Here is an 18,625-nt window from a genome sequence, read left to right on the forward strand (position 1 = left end):
GTCAGGCCTGCTTCTCGCTCGTGCGTGCCGCCTCGGGCTGCCCGCCGAGCAGCCCGGACAGGGCCTCGCTCAGCGCGTCGACCGTCGGGTGGTCCCAGGTCAGGGCGTCGTCGACGGTCACCTCGAACTCGTCCTCGATGTCGGCGGTGATGGCCAGCGCCGTCAGGGAGTCCAGGCCGTAGTCGGCCAGCGGCACGGACGTGTCGATGTCCTGCGGCGAGCGGCGCAGATAGGTCGCCACGCGCTCGGTCAGCCAGGTGTGCACGTCACGGTTGCCAGCGGTCATGAGGGGGGTTCACTTTCTTGAGCGGAGGATGAGAAGCAGTTCGGGGCGCGGGGCGGCAGGGCGCGCGTGAGGGCGAGCGGGTGCCGGACCGCGTACGGGCCCGAGGTGGCCGGTGGGCCTCAGACAGCGAGTGGTCTTGCGGTCAGGCCGAAGGAGCGGCCGGTGTCGCGGCGGTCCAGGAGTTCGGTGAGGAGCGTGTCCTCGACCTGGGCGGGCAGCGGACCCGGCCGGTGCGCTCCTCGGGCCGAGCGGTGCAGGACCGCGCGCAGCCAGGCGGGGTCGGCGAGGAAGTTCCCCGGCTCGGCGTGCCGCCAGACCTGGACGCAGGCGGTCCGGGACAGCAGGCGGACGTACCGGGTGACGAGGTCGTAGTACTCGGGGCGGGCGTCGACACCGAGCTCCACCGGCGACAACCGGACGCACACGCCCGCCAGTTCGGCCAGTTCGGCACGATCGGCAGCGACGAGGTCCCGCAGGTCGGTGTGCTCGGGCGCCCAGGGCGCGTCGGGCAGGGTGTGCAGCGAGCCGGCGATCGGGTCGCGGCCGGCCGCGTGCAGGGCCAGTCGGTCGTACGGCAGCGGCGGCAGCGGCTCCGCGAGGGCGTACAGGTCGGCGGGTGCCTCCGTGCCGGGCCGGTCCCAGGTGCGGCGGGCCAGCAGGGGAAGCTGCGGGAGCAGGCTCATCTGGCAGGCGGCGCGCGCGATGTGCCCGAAGCCGACGGGGGCGAGGTCGCGCAGCAGCTTCTGGAACAGCGCGGTCGGGCCCTCGCGCAGATAGAAGTGGGCGCCGAGGACTTCCGCGAGCCGGTCCATGGCCTCCAGCAGCAGCCGGGACACCTCGAACTTGACCGCGGAGGCGTAGACGCTCGCCGCGCCGGGCACCAGGTGCAGCGCACGGGCACCGACCGCGCCGAGCGCCTCGGCGCGCAGCAGGTCGGCGAAGACGCCGGCCAGCACCGAGCGGACGTGCGGGAGGGCGGTGGCGGGGCCGCCGTAGAGCTTGCGCCGGGTCAGGTGGTCGACGGTGAGGCGCAGGCCGGTGTCGAGGATGCCGGTGGCCATCGCGGGGAGGACGGTGCGGGTGATCTGGAGGGCCTTCAGGGCGGTCTCCAGTCCGGAGCCGACCGGGCCGAGGACGGCGGAGGCGGGCACGGGCAGCTCGTCGAAGCGCAGCCCGCCGAGCTGGACGCCGCGCATGCCCACGGTGCCGAAGCGCGGCAGATCGGTCAGGCGGGCGGGGTCGGCGCTCGCACGGTCGACGAGGGCCAGGGAGTGGCTGCGCGGGCCGGGGCGCGGGTCGGTACGGGCGAGGACGACCATGGCATCGGCGCGCGCGATGTTGGTGACGACCTCCTTACGGCCGCTCAAGTGCAGGCCGTCCGGTGTGGCCGTGGCTTCGAACTCCGTGCCTGCCATGTCGTTGCCGTGCGCGAGCTCGTGGAACGCGATGGCGATACGGCGGCCGTCCAGGAGCAGGCGGGCGGCGTGCTCCTTCTGGGGTGCGGCGCCTGCGGTCCACAGGGTTACCCCTGCGATGAGCGAGCTGGCGCCGTAGCCGAGGCCGAGCGCGGGGTCGCGGCGGTAGAGGGAGCGCATCACCTCGGCGAGGTGGTCGGCCCGTTCGAGGCGCCCGCCGAGCTCGGGCGGGACGAACTCGGCGTTCAGTCCGTAGGAGTGCAGCAGGGCTTCTCCGGCGGCGAGCATCTCCGCGCGTTCGTCGGCGGCGAGTATCGCTGTGGCGCCCGTGGGGTTGGCCGGGTCGGAGAGGCCGCCGAGGAGGTGTTCGAGTTCGTCGGCGCGCTTGGGGGCGAGGCCGGTCGTGGCGGTGGTCATGCGGCACCTCCCCAGAGGGTGAACTCCGTCGCGGGTGTGGTGAGTACTACGTCGGCCAGGGCGTCGAAGACGGTGCCGGCATCGTTGTCGTGGGTGTCGGCGGTGTCGTCGGTGCCGGCCTCGCCCAGCAGCGCCGTCAGGCAGGCCCGCAGCCACAGCCCGTCCGCCCCGAGCCGGCCCGTGCGCAGGGGCGGGTTCTCCAGCCACAGCAGCAGACAGGCCGCGGCGGCGTAGGCGCGTTCGTAGGCCTCGGCCAGGCCGAAGGCCGTGCTGGGCAGTCCGCCCGCGACCGGCACGAAGTCGGCCGACTCGCTTTCCAGACGGGCGAGTTGGGCGAGCAGCCGGTCGATGAGAGGGGCCGCCTGTGGTGGTCCTTGGGCGCGGATGCGCGCCGCCAGCTCGGGCAGGGCCTGCACCGCGCTGCATCCCGTGACCGACAGCATCGTCAGACGGCCCGGGTCGAACGGCGGCAGGGGTGCGGTGAGGTCGGCGGCTGCTCGCAGGCCTTCGGCGGCGGTGCGGCGGCGGGTCAACTGGCGTGTCAGGCGGGGCATCTGGTTGAGGAGGGCGGCACGGTTGACGACCGTGCTGCCGTCGAAGATCGCGCAGATGCGGTGGTCGCGTTCCAGCTTGGCGAAGCCGCCGCCCGGCGGTGAGGTGAGGAAGCCGCGCACGCCGAGGAGTTCACCGAGGGAGGTGAGGGTCTCCTGGGTGAGGGTGGGGACGTATGCCTTGGTGAGGGCCGAGATCGCGCTCAGTTCGCCGGGCAGGGTGTGCACCGAGCGGGCGGAGAGCACGCTCACGGCCTCGACGGTCAGTGCGGCGGCGGCCGCCCGGCCGAGGATGCGCCGTACGTGCGGGACGTCGGCGAGACGGCGGCCGTACAGCTCGCGTCCGGTCGCGAAGTCGCGGGCCAGCCGCAGGGCGTGGTCCGCGGCGCCGAGGGAGAGCGCGGTGCAGGCGATACGGGTGAGCTGGAGCGTCTTGAGGACGACGGCGATCCCGTCGCCCTGCTCACCGACGAGCGCGTCGGCCGGCACCGGGGCGCCGTCGAGGGCGAAACCGCTGATGTCGGCGCCGCGGATGCCGTGCGTGCGGACCTTCGGCAGGTTGCGCCAACTGCCTTGCGGGAGCTGCCCCTTGTCCACGAGGAAGAGGCTGAAGCCGCGTCCGCCGCCCACGGGGTCGGTGCGGGCGAGGACGCAGGCGAGGGTGGAGCGGGTGGCGTTGTTGATGAGCCACTTCTCGCCGGTGAGCCGCCAGCCGTCCCCGTCCGTGTCGGCCACCGCCGCGAACTCGCTCGCCAGCAGGTCGGCCCCGTGGTCGCGCTCGGTCAGCCCCCAGCAGACCGCCTCGCCGGCCCGTACGCGCTCGGCGAGCCGGGCGGCCTGCTCCGGAGTGCCGGCCACCCACACCGGAGCGGCCCCGAGGAACGTCTTGCCGTGCGCGATGGCCACCGTCAGGTCGCGGCGGGCGACGGAGCGCAGCAGCCGTACCGTCCGGCTGAAGTCGCCGTCCGGGGTGAGGACGTAGTGGGCGGGCAGCCCGGCGTCGTCGAGGAGGCGGACGGCGCCGTCGGGGAACTCCTCGCGGTCGTCGAGTTCGGCGAGCGCGCCGGGGGCGAGGACGTCGTCGTCGTGGGTGGCGAGCAGGGTCTCCAGGTCGGCCGTGGTGGTCATCGTGCGGTCACCCGCCGGTGTTCCGTGAGGGCGGCGGTGAGCAGGGGGTCCTCGGCGAGGTGCAGGGTGTCCAGTTCGCCGGCGAGGTAGAGGGCGCGCATCGCGGAGCGCTGCACCTTGCCGCTGGTGGTGCGCCGTACGCCGGCGGGCCTGACGAGAGCGACGGCCGCGACCGGTACGCCGAACTCGCGGGCGACGGTCTGCTTCATGTCGACGGCGATCTCGCCGAGCCGTTCGGCGCCCCAGTGGGCGCGGATCTCGTGCACGGCGACGATCGCGGGGGCGGTGTCCACGCCGTCGTCGTGCCCGACCATGAAGGCGGCCCCGTGCAGACCCTCCAACTCCTCGTGCTGGGAGCGAAGTTCGTACTCGATGTCCGAGGGGTGCAGATTACGTCCGTGCAGGACGAGGACGTCCTTGCGGCGGCCGGTGATGTACAGGTCGCCGTCGAGCAGAGCGCCCAGGTCGCCGGTGCGCAGGAACGGGCCGCGTCCATCGCTCGTGCGGGCGTGGAACGTGGCGTCGGTGACGGTGTCGTTCTCCCAGTAACCGGCCGTGACACAGGGGCCGTCGAGCCAGATCTCGCCGATGCGGCCGTCGGGCAGAGGCTCGCCGCTGTCGGGGTCGACGATCAGTGCGTCGGACCCGCTCGGCGCCCCGCATCCGACGAGGACGCGGGCGGGGTGCGTGCCGGTGGCGGGCCGCAGGTCCCGGTTCTCCAGGGCGGCGGCGTCGACCTCGGTGCACAGGGGTGGCCGCCCGGAGGTGCCGGAGGCCATGAGCGTCGCCTCCGCCAGGCCGTACACGGGGATGAGCGCCTCGGGCCGCAGTCCGGCGGCGGCGAACCGCTCGGTGAAGGCGGTGACCACGTCGGCGCGGACGGGCTCGGAGCCGTTGGCCGCCTTGAGCCGGGACAGGTCGAGCGTGGCGAGCTGCTCGTCGGTGACCCGGCGTACGCACATCTCGTATCCGAAGTCGGGTGCGGCGGTGAAGTTGACGTCGCAGGCGTCCAGCATGCGCAGCCAGTGGTAGGGGCGGCGAAGGAAGGACATCGGGTCCATCTGGACGTAACCGCTCCCGCACAGGAGGCCCGGCAGCATCAGGCCGATCAGCCCCATGTCGTGGTACAGGGGTATCCAGCCGCCGTACGTCGTGTCGCTGTCGTTGCCGAACATGCGGACCATGCGGTCCACGTTGGCGACCAGGTTGCCGTGGGTGACCATGACGCCCTTGGGGTCGCCGGTCGAGCCCGAGGTGTACTGGAGCAAGGCCAGGGTGTCGGACGACACCTCGGGAGCGGTCCAGGCGTCCGGGTCTCCGTCACCGGCGTCGGTCGGGTGGCAGACCGCGCCGACGACGCCTTCCTCGGCGATCCACTTCTCGACGTCCGGGAGATCGCCCTGCTGTGTCAGGATGGCGCGCACGCCGGCGTCACGGGCGATGGCGGCGAGCCTGCGGCGCTCGTGGCGGTAGCGGCCCGGGAGCGGAGCCGGCACCGCGATGACGCCGGCGTAGACACAGGCGGAGAACGCGGTGGTGAATTCGATCCCCGGGGAGTAGAGGAGCAGTGCCCGGTCCCCGGGGGAGAGCCGCTCCTGGAGCCAGGAGGCGATGCGCCGGGAGTGCATGTCGAGTTGTGCGCGGTCGCGCACCGTACGGCTGATTTCGCTGAAATCCGAAACAAATGTCACGGCAGGCTGCTGCGGATTACGCGCTGCCTGTTCCCTCAGCGTCGTGAGTAATTCTGGCACGACAGGAACCGTACGTAATGGCGGCCCCCGAACCAGTCCTGAAACATTCAAGCAACGTTCAAGTAACCCCATCGAACGCACAAGAAACCTTGAACGTTCCATGATCGACTTCGATCTCCGACGGACGTAGAACGGAACTGTGCATAACCCAACCGCGTCGGCCATCGCCGTACAGGGACTACACAAGAAATACAAGGAAAGTCATGCCTTACGTGGCGTTGACCTCCAGGTGAACCCGGGTGAAGTCCTGGGGCTCCTGGGCCCGAACGGAGCTGGAAAAACCACGCTGGTAAAGATCCTCACGACCCTCCTCCAGCCGGATTCCGGCCGCGCCTTCGTGAATGGCTGGAATGTGACGGCCGAACCGGAGAAAGTGCGCTCCACGATCGGTATGGCCGGCCAGTATTCGACGGTCGACGCCCTGCTGACCGGCTTCGAGAACCTGTACCTCGTCGCGAAACTGCGCGGTGTGGGACGCCGTACGGCCCGCCGTCTCGCGGATGACCTGCTGTCCCGGTTCCGGCTCACCGACGTGGCGGGGCGCCCGGCCGGCACCTACTCGGGCGGCATGCGCCGACGGCTGGATCTGGCCGCCGCGCTCGTCGGTTCCCCACCCCTGGTCGTCCTGGACGAGCCGACGACCGGGCTCGACCCCGAGAGCCGGCTCGACACCTGGGAGGCGGTCGGTGAACTGGCCGCCGACGGCATCACCGTCCTGCTGACGACCCAGTACCTGGAGGAGGCGGACCGCCTCGCGGACCGGATCACCGTGATCGACCGGGGACAGGTCGTGGCGGAGGGCACCAGCGACGAACTGAAGGCGGCCGCCGGCAACCGGCTCGTCGTCTGTGTCGCCGAGGACCACCAGCTCGACGCGGCGGCACGCGCCGCGCACCGCGCCACCGGCGCCGTCCCGACGGTGGACCGCCGAGCCCGGCGCGTGGAGGCGGCCGCCGCCGACGGCCGGGCCGCACTGGGCCGCGCCCTGACCGCACTTGAGGGCGAGCGGGTCGAGGTGCTGGAGATCGGGCTCAGCCGCTGCACCCTCGACGACGTGTTCCTCGGTCTGACCAGCCGCGCCCGGCGGGAGGCGGCATGATGACGGCGACCACCGAGGTGCGCGGCACCCGCGCCCCGCTTCGACCGGCGGCGACCGGCCCCTCCCCCACCCGCGCCCGGCGCAATCCCGTCCTGCGTGTGCTCGCCGAGAGCGCCGACCTCGCCCTGCGCAACCTGCTGCACCTGCGGCGCACTCCGGGGCTGCTGATCACCTGTCTGGTCGAGCCGGTCGTCTACGCCATGCTCATCGGGTACGTCTTCGGCAACAGCCTGGGCGGCCCCGCCTACCGCTCGTACATGGTGGCCGGGCTGCTCGCGCAGACGGTGGCCTTCACCACCACGTTCACCACGGTCGGGCTCGCCAGGGACCTGGAGCAGGGCATGGTCGACCGCTTCCGCGCGCTGCCGGTCTCCCGGGTGGCGCTGCTGCTCGGCCGCACCACGTCCGACCTCGCCGCCTGTGGGGCGAGCGTCGCCGTCACCACGGCCTGCGGTCTGCTGATGGGCTGGCGGCCGCACACCGGCCCGTTCGAGGTCGCCGCCGGGGTCCTGCTGGCGCTGCTGTTCTCCTTCGCGATGTCCTGGATCGGCGTGTTCGTCGCCCTCGTCGCGCCCAACACCCAGGTGGCCGGAAGCCTCGGCCTGATCTGGCTGTTCCCGGCGACGTTCGTGTCCTCCGCGTTCGTCTCCGGATCCTCCCTGCCCGGCCCGCTGTCCACCCTGGCCGCCTGGAACCCGATCACCTCGCTGGCGGGCGCGCTGCGTCAGCTCTTCGGCAACACGCCACCGCCCGGCTTCCGGGTCCAGCACGACTGGCCCGCCCAGCACCCCGCGCTGTACACGTCAGCGTGCTCGGTGCTGCTCATCGCCGTCTTCGTCACGCTGTCGACCTGGCGCTACCACACCCGCACGAGCCGCTGACCGCGACCGTCCGCGCGCCACGACCGGGCCGGGCCGACTCCGCGCCCGCCCGCACAGGAGCCCCCCATGACCGTCCCCACCCTGCGCCTCGGCCTCAACCTCGGCTACTGGGTCGGCGGCAACGACGCCTCCAACCTCCCGCTCGCCTCCCTCGCCGAGGACCTCGGCTACTCGGCGGTGTGGGTCTCGGAGGCCTACGGATCCGACGCCGTCACCCTGCTGTCCTGGATCGCCGCCCGCACCTCCCGCATCGACGTCGGCAGCGCGGTCCTGCAGATCCCGGCCCGCTCGCCCGCCATGACGGCGATGACCGCCGCCACCCTCGACACCCTGTCCGGCGGACGGCTCAGGCTCGGCCTCGGCGTGTCCGGACCCCAGGTCTCCGAGGGCTGGCACGGCGTCAGATTCGGCTCACCGCTGGGCCGTACGCGGGAATACGTCGATCTGGTGCGCCGCGCGCTGCGCCGCGAGCCCCTGGAGTACGCGGGCCGGCACTTCACGCTGCCGCTGCCGGACGGCCCGGGCAAGGCACTCGCCCTGACCATCCGGCCGCAGCGCGAACGGATCCCCGTCTACCTCGCCGCGCTCGGCCCGAAGAACCTGGAGCTGGCCGGGGAGATCGCCGACGGCTGGCTTCCGGTGTTCTTCTCCCCCGCCCACGCCGACCGGCAGTTGGCGCCGCTCAAGGCCGGCCTCGCGAAGTCGGGGCGCACCCTCGACGGGTTCGACATCGCCCCCGGCGTCCCCCTGGTGACCGGACCCGACTGGCGGGCCTGCGCACGCCGGGTGCGGGGGTACGCCGCGCTGTACCTGGGCGGCATGGGCGGGCGGGAGGACAACCACTACACCCAACTGGCCGAGCGCATGGGGTACGGCACCGAGGCCCGTGCCGTCCAGGAGCGGTTCCTGGCCGGTGACTACCCGGGCGCCATGGCCGCCGTACCGCTGGAATTCCTCGACGCCACCTCGCTGCTCGGGCCGCGGGAGCGGATCGCCGAGCGGATGACGGCGTTCGCCGAGGCCGGGGCCACCACGCTCAACGTCATGCCGGTCGGCCCCGGTCTGCCCGGCCCGGACCGCGCCGCCGGGGCGCTGCGCACCGCCGTCGAGGCGGCGGAGCTGGCCGGCCTGCTCGCGTCCGGCCCGCGCCCCGAAGCTCCGGCGTCCGACCCGCGCCCCGGAATTCCTCGCCCACAAGGCACGCACGAAGCACCCCACTCACAAGGAGAGACCCGCACCCATGACCACGCATGACACGACCAAGCTGATCTGCCTGCCGTACGCCGGGGCGGGCGCCTCCTTCTACCGGCCCTGGACGGCGCTGGCCGGGGACGCGGTGGAGATCGTTCCGCTGCAACTGCCGGGCCGCGAACGGCTGATCGACGAGGAGCCCTACCGGGACGCGCACCAGGCGGTCGACGGTCTCCTGGCCGAGCTGCGGGAGCGGCTCGGCGACGACGGGGGCAGGGTGGCCCTGTTCGGGCACAGCCTCGGCGCTGTGCTCGCCTACGAACTCGCCCACCGGCTGGCCGCCGAGCCCGGCGTCGAGCTGGTCCACCTGTTCGTCAGCGGGTCGCCGGAACCGGCCCGGGGCCGCGAGCGGCGGGCCACCGGCCTGTCCGACGAGCAGTTCCTCGCCCAGGTCGGCGAGTTCGCCGGCTACCACCACCCCGCGCTGGACGACCCGGAGATGCGCGAGATGATCCTGCCCGCCCTGCGCGCGGACGTCGAGATGCACGAGAACTACACGCCCTCCACCGCCCTCCCGCTGGACGCCCCGCTCACGGTCGTCCGCGGCGAGGACGACGACCTCGTCGGCTACGACGACGCCGAGTCCTGGAGCAAGGTCGCGGGCCGGGACTTCGAGCACGTCGAGGTCCCCGGCGGCCACATGTACCTCACCGACGCCGCGCCCGCGCTGGTCCGGCTGATCGTCTCGACGGTCCTCTAGCCGCCGCCCGCCATCCCCCTCCTCCCTTCCCCCAACACACCAGATTCTTCAAGGAGTTCCCGATGCGTCTGCACGGCAAGTCGGTCCTCGTCACCGGCGCCGCCCGCGGACTCGGCAGGGCCACCGCGCTCGCCTGTGCCGCCGAGGGCGCCGATCTCACCCTGCTGGACATCTGCGCCGACCTGCCCGGTGTGCCCTATCCGCTGGGCACCCCGGGTCAGTTGGCGCACACGGCCGCGCTGTGCCGGGAGGCGGGCGCGGCCGTCCTCACCGCCGAGGCCGACATCCGTGACCTGCGGGCCGTACGGGAGGCCGTGACCCGGGCCGAGGACCGGTTCGGCCGGATCGACGTCGCCGTGAACAACGCGGGCATCGCCGCGCCCTCGGGCAAGCCGGTGCACGAGATCGACGAGGACGAGTGGTCCCTGATGATCGACGTGGACCTCTCCGGCGCCTGGCGGGTGATCCGCGAGGTCGGCAAGGCGATGAGCGCCCGGCGCACCGGCAGCATCGTCAACGTCGCCTCCACCGCGGGCCTCGTGGGCTACCGGCACTTCGCCGGGTACGTCGCCGCCAAGCACGCCGTCGTCGGACTGACCAAGGCGGCGGCGCTCGACTACGCGCCGACCAAGGTTCGGGTGAACGCGGTGTGTCCCGGCTCGGTGCGCGACGACGCGCAGGCCGAGGGACGGATGCTGGCCGAGATCGCCAGAGCGCTCGAAGTGCCGGTGCACGAACACGAGAAGACCTTCGTGGAGGCGCAGCCGATGAACGCGCTGATCGAGCCCGAGGACGTCGCCGCCGCGGTGGTCTTCCTCGCCTCGGACGAGTCCCGCCAGATCACCGGCTCGGTCCTGACCGTGGACGGCGGTTTCAGCATCCGCTGAGCCCACGCCCCGCGTCCGCCCTTCCCGCCTCCCCGAACAACTCCCCCCGGACCACCCCAGCAAGGAGTACTTCCGTGTCAGGCCCCCTCCACCCCGCGGCCCGCTGCCACGCGGTCCGCGTCCGCTCGGACCGCTCGCCGTATCCGACGGCCCCTTCGGGCCTGTGGATCGAGGACGTGCCCGTGCCGGCGACGGACCCGCTCGCCGAACGCCGCCGCGCCGCCGAACTCGCCCGCCCGGCCGAGGGACTGCGCAGGGTGCTGCTGCGCTATGCCGACGGCTCCTGCGATCTGGTCCTGGTGGCCGCGCGGGACCAGTGGGACCGGGCGGCCCTCGGACGGCTGGCGGCCGGCGCGTCCGTCGCCCCGGAGGCCGGTGCGTCCGTCGGTACGCAAGCGGGCCGGACCGCCACCACCGCCCCCGCACCCACGGCGTCCACACCCGCACCAGCTCCCGCCTGGGGTCTGGCTGACGAAGGTCCCGCCCTCCCGCACCTCTTCGCCCTCGACGACGGCGGCGACGAGGCAAGCTGGCTCGCCGCCCTCGCCGTGACCCTGCGCCGCCACGACCCCGAGACCACCCCGGTCATCGGCACCGACCACGGCACCTACACGGTGCCGGAGGCCGCCACGCTCGGTGAGCTGAAGCCGTCCCCCGCGGACGGTCCCGCCCTCGCCGGTCTGCTCTTCGACGAGGCGGAACTGCCCGGCGCGTACGTGCCCTGCCTCGCACCGCCGTTCCCGCTCACCCTGTCGGTCTTCAGGGACGCCGACGGCTGGCGGCTGCGCTGCGACCACCTCAGCGGCCATGTCTCCACCGAGATCGCCGCGCAGTTCGCCCGGTACCTGGTGCGGGTGCACCGCATGATCCTCACCTCTCCCGGGACCGCGGTCGACGAGGTCGATCTGCTGGACGAGGCCGAACGCGACCGTGTGGCAGTGCTCGGCCGCCCGTCCCGCCCGCTGGTCACCACCCCGGTGACCGTGCCCGAGGCGTTCGCGCGGATCGCGGCGGCGACACCGCAGCGCATCGCCCTCACCGAGGGCGCGGCCGGTCTCACCTACGGCGAAGTGGACGAGCGGTCGACCCGGTTGGCGCACGGCCTGCGGGAGCGCGGCGTCACGGCCGGCGACCGCGTGGGCGTCTGCCTGGAGCGCACCGCCGAACTCGTCGTCACCCTGCTCGCCGTACTGAAGGCCGGCGCGACCTACGTACCCGTCGACCCGGCCTACCCGGCGGACCGCATCGCCCACACGGCACGGGACGCGGGACTGCGCGTGGTGGTCACCCGGCTGCCGGAGTTCCCGGACGTCGCGGGCTGTGTGCCGGTGTCACCGGACGAACTGCTCGACGCGGCGGCGCAGTTGGCGGGTACGCCGCTTCCACCGACGGCGACCACGCCCGACAGCGCGGCCTACGTCATCTACACGTCCGGCTCCACCGGCCGCCCCAAGGGCGTCGAGGTGCCGCACCGGAACGTGATCGCGCTGCTCGACGCGACCCGCCAGGAGTACGGCTTCGGCACCGACGACGTCTGGACCTGGTTCCACTCCGCCGCCTTCGACTTCTCGGTGTGGGAGATCTGGGGCTGTCTGCTGACCGGCGGGCGGCTGGTCGTGGTGCCGTACTTCGTCTCGCGGGAACCCGACCGCTTCCGCGATCTGCTGGTGGCCGAGCAGGTCACCGTGCTCAGCCAGACCCCGTCGGCCTTCGCCCAGTTGCTGGACGTCGACCACACGCGGGTCGCGGTCCGTCTGGTGGTCTTCGGCGGTGAGCCGCTCGACGCGCGCATGCTGCTGCCGTGGTTCGACCGGCATCCCGAGTCGAACTGCCGGATGGTGAACATGTTCGGCATCACCGAGACGACGGTCCACGTCACCGAACAGACCCTCACCCGCCGACTGGCACTCGCCGCCAGCCGCTCCGTCGGGCGCGCCCTGCCCGGCTGGCACCTGTATGTGACGGACCCGGCCGGACGGCTGCTGCCGCCCGGAGTGGCGGGCGAGATCTGCGTCGGCGGCGCCGGGGTCGCGCTCGGCTACCTCGGCCAGGAGGAACTGACCGCCCGGCGTTTCGTCCCCGACCCCTTCACCGGCGGCACCATGTACCGCAGCGGCGACCTGGGGCGCCTGCGCCCGGACGGCCGCCTGGAACACCTCGGCCGGATCGACAGCCAGGTCAAGATCCGCGGCTTCCGGATCGAGCTGGACGAGATCCGCTCGGTGCTGCTGGAGGACCCGGACGTGCGGACAGCGGCCGTGGTGGTCCGCCGCGACGACCCGGCCGACGCCGCCACCGCGAGGATCGACGCCTACGTGGTCCTCGCCACCTGCGACCCCGCCGCCGTCCGCCGGCGGGCCGCGGGCATCCTGCCCGACTACATGCTCCCCGCCACGGTCACCGCCCTGGACACCCTCCCGCTCACGGCCAACGGCAAACTCGACACGGCACGCCTGCCCGCCCCCGCCGCGCCGGCCCGGGAAGACGGGCCCGTCGCGGCCGACGACGATCTCACCGGTCAACTGCGGGCGATCTGGAGCGAGGTGCTCGGCCGGCCGGTCGACGTGGACGACGACTTCTTCGACCTGGGCGGCAACTCCCTCTTCGCCGTCCGCATCGGAGCCGCCCTGCGCGCACGTGGCCTGCCGTCACTGCGACTGCGGGAGCTGTACCGGCATCCGACGATCCGCGCGACCGTCAGGAGCCTCACCGCGGCGGAGGCCAAAGGTGGTTCCTGAGGTTGCCGCCCGTTCGACTTGACCCTCACCCTGCGTGAGGCTGAATCGTGAGGTGCATGAGCGACTACTACAACGCGTTCGAGATGAGCCCCGTGCCCACCCCCGGCCCGGACGCGGTCCCGCCGGAGCCGTTCCGCGGCATCTACGGAATGCCGGCGTTCGCGACCATTCCCACGACTGACCTGGCCGCGTCGGTGGACTTCTGGACTCGGGGGCTCGGGTTCTTCGAACTGTTCGCCATTCCCGGCACGGTGGTGCATCTGCGCCGGTGGGCGTTCCAGGACGTGCTCCTCGTCAAGGCGGACAGCGTCCCGGAGCAGGCCCCGGCGCTGAGCCTCAGCTTCGCGTGCGTGCTGAGCGAGGTCGAGTCCGTCGTCGAGGCCTGTCGCGCGGTGCGACCGGGCTCGGTCGACGGCCCCCGGGACACCCCCTGGACCACCCGTGACGTGGAGGTGATCACCCCCGAGAACGCACGGATCGTCCTCACCGCGGCGAAGCCCTTCGATCCGGCCAGTCAGGAGGCCAAGGACCTTGCGGCCGTAGGGATCACCCCGCCGGCCGCCGGGGGCGGCGACAATGAGGATCATGTCTGATGCCACCGCCACCGACGGCCTGACCGTCGGTCAGGTCTCGGCGCGTCTGGGCGTGACGGTCCGCGCGCTGCACCATTGGGACGAGATCGGGCTGGCGCGGCCGTCGCTGCGCACGGCTGCCGGATACCGGCTCTACACCGCCGGTGACCTGGAACGCCTGCACCGCATCGTCGTCTACCGTGAGATCGGCCTCGGCCTGGACAGGATCGGGGCCATCCTGGACGACTCGACCGCGGACGTGGCCGGTGCGCTGCGCGCGCAGCGCACCCAGGTCGCCGAACGGATCGAGCGCCTGCAGCGGCTCGGCGCCGGGCTGGACCGGATGATCGAGGCCCACGAGCGCGGCCTGCTGCTGACCGCAGAGCAGCAGGCCGCGATCTTCGGCCCCCGGTGGAACCCGGGCTCTCCCGCCGAGGCCCGTAAGCGCTACGGGGACACCAGGCAATGGCAGCAGTACGCCGAACTCTCGGCCGCTCGCGGCCCGGAGGAATGGCAGGCCGTCGCCGACGCCGTGGCCGCCCTCGACCGCGCCCTCGGGGACGCGATGGACTCCGGTGTCGCACCGGGTAGCCCGGAAGCCGGTCAACTCGTCGAGCGGCACCGCGAGGTGTTCGCCTCGTACTTTCCTCTCACCCGGCGGATGCAGGTCTGTCTCGGCCGGATGTACGAGGCCGATCGGGGTTTCGCCGCCCACTACGACGGCATTCGCCCCGGCCTCGCCGCCTGGTTCCGTCGGATCGTCGACGCCAGTGCGCGCGCCCACGGCATCGACCCGGACACCGCGACCTGGCAGTGACGGGCGCTGTTCCTCAGCACGGTCTGCGCCAGGTGTCCAGTTCCGGGTTCTTCCGCATCGACGACAGTCGCAGCTTGCGGGCCGTCGGGCAGAACCGGGCCGTGGGCTGCGCGTACTCCACGTGGAAGACGGCCTTGCCCGCCGAGATGAACGGTTCGAGCAGCGCGCACTCGTCGTACTGGGCGCACTCCTCGTTGACCGCGAAGTCGAAGTCGTCGAGCAGGTGCGGGATCTGGGCCAGGTCGTTCTTCAGGCCGACGGCGAGGCCGCGCTCGTGGGCGATGGCGGCGATCATGCGGTTGTAGCGGAGCTGGTCGCGTGCCGTGAGCGGGAAGCCGGTGTCGTTGCCGTAGCCCTCGACCAGGTCCGGTTCCACCGCGTCGAAGCCCTTGTCCCGGCACATGTCGAACCGGCGTTCCATCAGGGGCCGCAGGAGCGCGAGCCGGCGGATGTCCAGCCAGCGTTCGCCGTGCCAGCCGTTGGGCTTGCCGAGGACGGAGCGGGGGAAGGCACGTCGGTCGGGGCGGAAGTCCTCCCAGGCGCCGACGTTGACGTAGCAGATCACCTTGCGGCCGTCGCGGTGCAGGCGTGCCACGTCGTCGGCGGTGTTCTCGAATCCGTCGATGTCGTAGACGGGTACGTCGACGGACGGGTCGACCTTGCCGTCGAGCTGCCACTGCCACGCCAGCCCGGGGCGCGGCTGCCACCGCGTGTCGGGGGCGGGCTCGTCGGAGCAGGCGGCCAGGGTGGTCAGGGTCAGCAGGGTGGCTACGACGGCCGAGGCCAACCGCCTCACCGGTCCGCCTCCGCCAGTGCGGGCGTCAGCTGCGACCAGGGGTTGGGCAGGTCGCCCGTGACCGGTCCGCACACTCCCGCACCCCGTTCCCCCGCCGTTCGCAGGGCGAGCGGCACGAGCGGTTCCGGTACGCCGTAGACCAGGTGGCACAGCCGCTCGGCGGGCAGCCGCTCGGTCCAGGTGGGGCGGCTGAAGTCCGACACGTATCGCGACCAGGGGCCTTCAAAGGTGACTGTCAGGTCAGCGAGCCGGGCGTAGCCGGGCGCGGGGTGGACGCCGGGGTTGAGAACGACCGTGGCGGCGCCGAGCCTGCGCGCGGCGCGGACCAGGCGACGGCAGTCGGGCAGTCCGTGCGGTGCCGCCGGCACCTGGTCCAGGAAGCAGCCGTCGACGGCGTACCACTCCCGGTGCCGGCGCAGATCCTCGGTGACATGTGCGGGGTCACGGGCGCCGTAGTCCGTATCGACGTAACCCAGCACACGGGCTCCCGCTGTGCGCAGTGCCCTGGCGGCCGTGGCGAACGCCTGGTCCGGGGCGTCGCCGGGGCCGTTCGCCGGGTTCAGTACGACGGCGTAGGTGCGGGCGGCACAGGTGATGAGTCGGTGCCAGGCACCGGGGTCCTCGGCCGGATGCACGTACAGCGGGATCAGCAGGCTCACCGCGCCCGTACCCCCTCGACCGGGCGGGCGGCCGCCCACAGATCCGCCACCGACGCGTCAAGGGTGCGCGTCGGCGTCCAGCCGAGGGCGTCCCGCGCGGCGGTGATGTCCGAGCACTGCCAGGCCACTTGGGCGGACCGGGCGGATCCGGCTGCCCCCGCCGCCTCGACGATCCGGCCCTGGAAGCGGGCCGCGTCCGCGAGGGCGCGGATCAGGTTGCGGACCGGGCGGGCGTCGCCGCCGCCGATGTTCAGCACGGGCGGCAGCGGTGCGGCTGCCGCGACCGCCAGTTGGACAGCCCACGCCAGGTCGCGCGCGTCCACGAAGTCACGGTGCGCGGACAGGTCGCCGAGCCGCAGCTCCGCGTCCGGGTCGTCGCCGGCGTCGGCGAGCAGGCGCGCGACCCGGCCGGGCAGCCCGGTGGGCGGGGCGCCCGGGCCGACCGGGTTCCCCACCCGCAGCACCACCGCGTCCAGCCCGGACGCGGTCACCGCCGCCGTGCCCGCCAGCTTGGTCGCGCCGTACGGGCCGGCCGGCCGGGTCGGCGCCGACTCCGTCACCCGTACGCCGGGTTCGGTGGGCCCGTACTCGGCGGCCGAGCCCAGATGGACCAGGCGGGCCCCGGGCGCCGCCTCCCGCAGGGCCGCGCACAGCACGGCGGGGCCGCGGGCGTTCACCTCCGCGAGGGTGACGGCGTCGCCGCCGGTCGCGCCCGCGCAGTTGACGACGGCGTCGGGCGCGGCCTCGGCGAGCGCCGCCGCAAGGTCCCGCGGTTGATCGGCGGCCAGGTCCACGGTGACGTCGGCGGCGGGCGAGCGGCCGGCGACGAGGACCCGCGCGTCCGGCTGGGCGCGCAGGTGCTCGGCGATGTGCGTGCCCAGGTAGCCGGTGGCGCCGAGTACGAGGATGCGCATGGCCGCTCAGGCCCCCTTGAGCAGCAGCGACTTGCGGCTGGTGAACTCGGCGTTGGCCCGGTCGTAGTCGTCGGGGCGGCCGATGTCGAGCCAGTAACCGTCGAACTCGTAGGCGTGCGGCGGGCGTTCGGCGGCGAGCAGGTCCATCACCAGTTCGTCGAAGCCCAGCGGCAGCCCCGGTGTGTAGTCGTCGAGGGTGGTCCGGGAGACGCCGTAGACGCCCATGGACACGCGGTAGTCGATGCTGGGCTTCTCGGTGAAGGCGACCACGCGGCTGGCGTCGGTGGTCAGCACGCCGAAGTCGATGTGGACCTTGCGGGCGTATGTGGCGATGGTCAGAGGTGTGCCCGACGCCTGGTGGGTGCGCAGGACGTCGGCGTAGTCGAGGTCGGTGAGGACGTCGCCGTTCATGACGAGGAAGTGTTCGGGCAGCCGGTCGCGCAGGGTGAGCAGCGGGCCCATGGTGCCGAGCGGGCTCTCCTCGGTGGCGTAGTCGACTTTCAGGCCCCACTGGGTGCCGTCGCCCACGTAGGCGCGGATGATCTCGCCCAGGTGGCCGATGGCGATGGTGCAGTGGGTGAAACCCGCGGTGGACAGCTGGCGCAGCACGATCTCCAGGATCGCGTGCTGGTCGCCGATGGGGACGAGCGGCTTGGGCAGCGCGGTGGTGTACGGCCGTAGCCGGACGCCCTTTCCACCGGCCAGGATCACTGCGTGCATGGCGTACCTCCTGCGATACGTGCCGGTCGGGTCAGATGTTGTAGATGCCGGTCTTGTAGCGGGCCAGGTTGGCCGGATCGGTGAACCACCGCGCGGTCCGTGCGAGGCCTTCCTCCAGGGTGCTGCCGGGCCGCCAGCCGGTCGCCGTGGTCAGCCGGGTGGCGTCGGCGACGAGCCGCATCACCTCGGAGGCCGCGGGCCGCAGCCGCGCGGAGTCCTCCTGGACGTCGAGCGGGGCGTCCATCACCTTGCCGATCAGCGCGACCAGGTCGCCGACGGAGATCTCCCCGCCGGTCCCGGCGTTGAAGGTGCGGCCGACGACCCGTTCGGCGTCCGCCGTGCCGACCGCGAGGAAGGCCTGCGCGGTGTCCTCGACGAAGGTGAAGTCCCGGGTGGGCCGCAGGTCGCCGAGGGTGATGGTGCGCTGTCCGGCCGCCACCTGGCCGATGACGGTGGGGATGACGGCGCGCATCGACTGCCGGGGGCCGAAGGTGTTGAACGGCCGCAGCGTCACCACGGGGGTGCCGAAGCTGGCGTGGTAGCTGTCGGCGAGCCGGTCACCGCCGGCCTTCGAAGCGGCGTACGGCGACTGGGTGTTGATGGGGTGGTCCTCGGTGATCGGCACGGTCCGCGCGGTGCCGTACGTCTCGCTGGTCGAGGTGTGCACCAGCCGCGGGGTCCCGAGCGCGCGCACCGCCTCCAGCACGTTGAGCGTGCCGGTGACGTTGGTGTCCACGTAGCTGTGCGGGGCCTGGTAGGAGTACGGGATCGCGATGAGCGCGGCCAGGTGGTAGGCGCAGTCGGCGCCGTCGAGCAGGCCGCGGACCGAGCCGGGGTCGCGCACGTCCCCGAGGACGATCTCCACCTGGTCCAGGACGTCGGCGGGCAGTGTCTCCAGCCAGCCGTAGGAGGAGAAGGAGTTGTACTGGGCCATGGCCCTGACGCGGTGGCCGGAGGCGACCAGCGCCTCGGTGAGGTGCGAGCCGATGAAGCCCTCGGCTCCGGTGACGGCGGCGAGCGGTGCGGAGGTCAACTCTTGGTCC

At 72.8% G+C, this 18,625-nt stretch carries 17 protein-coding genes; 8 read left to right on the plus strand and 9 right to left on the minus strand.

What is annotated here, in order from left to right; translation table 11 throughout:
- Position 1: 1 nt before the first annotated feature.
- The 4 genes from AQJ67_RS19575 to AQJ67_RS19590 all read right to left on the minus strand — a co-directional run bounded on the left by AQJ67_RS19575 (position 2) and on the right by AQJ67_RS19590 (position 5,548).
- Entirely contained in the window at positions 2 to 286 is a 285-nt protein-coding gene (locus AQJ67_RS19575; protein ID WP_062720284.1) for an acyl carrier protein, read from the minus strand.
- Between the two features lie 119 nt (positions 287 to 405).
- Positions 406 to 2,118, minus strand: a complete 1,713-nt coding sequence (locus tag AQJ67_RS19580; protein ID WP_062720285.1) for an acyl-CoA dehydrogenase family protein — start codon at positions 2,116 to 2,118, stop codon at positions 406 to 408.
- Positions 2,115 to 3,797 carry an acyl-CoA dehydrogenase family protein gene (locus tag AQJ67_RS19585; RefSeq protein ID WP_062720286.1) on the minus strand — a complete coding sequence of 561 codons (1,683 nt, stop codon included), beginning with the start codon at positions 3,795 to 3,797 and terminating at the stop codon, positions 2,115 to 2,117. The genes AQJ67_RS19580 and AQJ67_RS19585 overlap by 4 nt, the downstream gene beginning before the upstream one ends.
- Positions 3,794 to 5,548 (minus strand): fatty acyl-AMP ligase, encoded by a 1,755-nt coding sequence (locus tag AQJ67_RS19590; protein WP_079056046.1) that lies wholly within the window; start codon positions 5,546 to 5,548, stop codon positions 3,794 to 3,796. The genes AQJ67_RS19585 and AQJ67_RS19590 overlap by 4 nt, the downstream gene beginning before the upstream one ends.
- Before the next feature lie 139 nt (positions 5,549 to 5,687).
- Between AQJ67_RS19590 and AQJ67_RS19595 the strand changes: the two genes are divergently transcribed.
- The 8 genes from AQJ67_RS19595 (at position 5,688) to AQJ67_RS19630 (ending at position 14,493) form a co-directional block, all read left to right on the plus strand.
- Complete coding sequence (locus AQJ67_RS19595) at positions 5,688 to 6,647, plus strand: ABC transporter ATP-binding protein (RefSeq protein WP_079056047.1); 960 nt, start codon at positions 5,688 to 5,690, stop codon at positions 6,645 to 6,647.
- Positions 6,644 to 7,528, plus strand: coding sequence for an ABC transporter permease (locus AQJ67_RS19600; protein WP_208615003.1), 885 nt, complete (start codon positions 6,644 to 6,646; stop codon positions 7,526 to 7,528). The genes AQJ67_RS19595 and AQJ67_RS19600 overlap by 4 nt, the downstream gene beginning before the upstream one ends.
- A 66-nt stretch (positions 7,529 to 7,594) precedes the next feature.
- The gene (locus AQJ67_RS19605) at positions 7,595 to 8,782 is read left to right on the plus strand and encodes an LLM class F420-dependent oxidoreductase (protein ID WP_062720287.1); all 1,188 of its coding nucleotides are present in this window, start codon (positions 7,595 to 7,597) and stop codon (positions 8,780 to 8,782) included.
- On the plus strand, positions 8,769 to 9,479 hold the full coding sequence (locus tag AQJ67_RS19610) for a thioesterase II family protein (protein WP_062720288.1): 711 nt from the start codon (positions 8,769 to 8,771) through the stop codon (positions 9,477 to 9,479). Before AQJ67_RS19605 ends, AQJ67_RS19610 begins: the two co-directional genes overlap by 14 nt.
- A 62-nt stretch (positions 9,480 to 9,541) precedes the next feature.
- Positions 9,542 to 10,366, plus strand: a complete 825-nt coding sequence (locus AQJ67_RS19615; protein WP_062720289.1) for an SDR family oxidoreductase — start codon at positions 9,542 to 9,544, stop codon at positions 10,364 to 10,366.
- Between the two features lie 74 nt (positions 10,367 to 10,440).
- Entirely contained in the window at positions 10,441 to 13,104 is a 2,664-nt protein-coding gene (locus tag AQJ67_RS19620) for a non-ribosomal peptide synthetase (protein ID WP_208615004.1), read from the plus strand.
- Between the two features lie 56 nt (positions 13,105 to 13,160).
- Positions 13,161 to 13,697, plus strand: coding sequence for a VOC family protein (locus AQJ67_RS19625; protein WP_062720290.1), 537 nt, complete (start codon positions 13,161 to 13,163; stop codon positions 13,695 to 13,697).
- A complete protein-coding gene (locus AQJ67_RS19630) occupies positions 13,690 to 14,493 on the plus strand; it encodes a MerR family transcriptional regulator (protein ID WP_062720291.1) in 804 nt (267 codons plus the stop codon). Before AQJ67_RS19625 ends, AQJ67_RS19630 begins: the two co-directional genes overlap by 8 nt.
- 13 nt (positions 14,494 to 14,506) lie before the next feature.
- On the opposite strand, the gene AQJ67_RS19635 is transcribed toward AQJ67_RS19630, so the two are convergent.
- From AQJ67_RS19635 to AQJ67_RS19655, 5 genes are read right to left on the minus strand one after another with little or no spacing between them, the layout of a single operon-like run.
- A complete protein-coding gene (locus tag AQJ67_RS19635) occupies positions 14,507 to 15,289 on the minus strand; it encodes an endo alpha-1,4 polygalactosaminidase (RefSeq protein WP_062720292.1) in 783 nt (260 codons plus the stop codon).
- On the minus strand, positions 15,286 to 15,948 hold the full coding sequence (locus AQJ67_RS19640) for a spherulation-specific family 4 protein (protein WP_062720293.1): 663 nt from the start codon (positions 15,946 to 15,948) through the stop codon (positions 15,286 to 15,288). The genes AQJ67_RS19635 and AQJ67_RS19640 overlap by 4 nt, the downstream gene beginning before the upstream one ends.
- Positions 15,945 to 16,862, minus strand: coding sequence for an NAD-dependent epimerase/dehydratase family protein (locus AQJ67_RS19645; RefSeq protein ID WP_062720294.1), 918 nt, complete (start codon positions 16,860 to 16,862; stop codon positions 15,945 to 15,947). The genes AQJ67_RS19640 and AQJ67_RS19645 overlap by 4 nt, the downstream gene beginning before the upstream one ends.
- A gap of 6 nt (positions 16,863 to 16,868) precedes the next feature.
- A complete protein-coding gene (locus AQJ67_RS19650; protein WP_062720295.1) occupies positions 16,869 to 17,582 on the minus strand; it encodes a nucleotidyltransferase family protein in 714 nt (237 codons plus the stop codon).
- A gap of 31 nt (positions 17,583 to 17,613) precedes the next feature.
- Positions 17,614 to 18,615, minus strand: a complete 1,002-nt coding sequence (locus AQJ67_RS19655) for a GDP-mannose 4,6-dehydratase (protein WP_062720296.1) — start codon at positions 18,613 to 18,615, stop codon at positions 17,614 to 17,616.
- Positions 18,616 to 18,625 lie beyond the last annotated feature (10 nt).

Origin of the sequence: Streptomyces caeruleatus, from assembly GCF_001514235.1 — a bacterium.
Taxonomy (GTDB): Bacteria; Actinomycetota; Actinomycetes; order Streptomycetales; family Streptomycetaceae; genus Streptomyces; species Streptomyces caeruleatus.

What these genes read in the sequence shown, in the direction of transcription:
- AQJ67_RS19575 (WP_062720284.1), bottom strand. Translation starts at nt 286, where the DNA reads ATGACCGCTGGCAACCGTGACGTGCACACCTGGCTGACCGAGCGCGTG.
- AQJ67_RS19585 (WP_062720286.1), bottom strand. Translation starts at nt 3,797, where the DNA reads ATGACCACCACGGCCGACCTGGAGACCCTGCTCGCCACCCACGACGAC.
- AQJ67_RS19650 (WP_062720295.1), bottom strand. Translation starts at nt 17,582, where the DNA reads ATGCACGCAGTGATCCTGGCCGGTGGAAAGGGCGTCCGGCTACGGCCG.
- AQJ67_RS19600 (WP_208615003.1), top strand. Translation starts at nt 6,644, where the DNA reads ATGATGACGGCGACCACCGAGGTGCGCGGCACCCGCGCCCCGCTTCGA.
- AQJ67_RS19625 (WP_062720290.1), top strand. Translation starts at nt 13,161, where the DNA reads ATGAGCGACTACTACAACGCGTTCGAGATGAGCCCCGTGCCCACCCCC.
- AQJ67_RS19615 (WP_062720289.1), top strand. Translation starts at nt 9,542, where the DNA reads ATGCGTCTGCACGGCAAGTCGGTCCTCGTCACCGGCGCCGCCCGCGGA.
- AQJ67_RS19645 (WP_062720294.1), bottom strand. Translation starts at nt 16,862, where the DNA reads ATGCGCATCCTCGTACTCGGCGCCACCGGCTACCTGGGCACGCACATC.
- AQJ67_RS19630 (WP_062720291.1), top strand. Translation starts at nt 13,690, where the DNA reads ATGTCTGATGCCACCGCCACCGACGGCCTGACCGTCGGTCAGGTCTCG.
- AQJ67_RS19610 (WP_062720288.1), top strand. Translation starts at nt 8,769, where the DNA reads ATGACCACGCATGACACGACCAAGCTGATCTGCCTGCCGTACGCCGGG.
- AQJ67_RS19605 (WP_062720287.1), top strand. Translation starts at nt 7,595, where the DNA reads ATGACCGTCCCCACCCTGCGCCTCGGCCTCAACCTCGGCTACTGGGTC.
- AQJ67_RS19580 (WP_062720285.1), bottom strand. Translation starts at nt 2,118, where the DNA reads ATGACCACCGCCACGACCGGCCTCGCCCCCAAGCGCGCCGACGAACTC.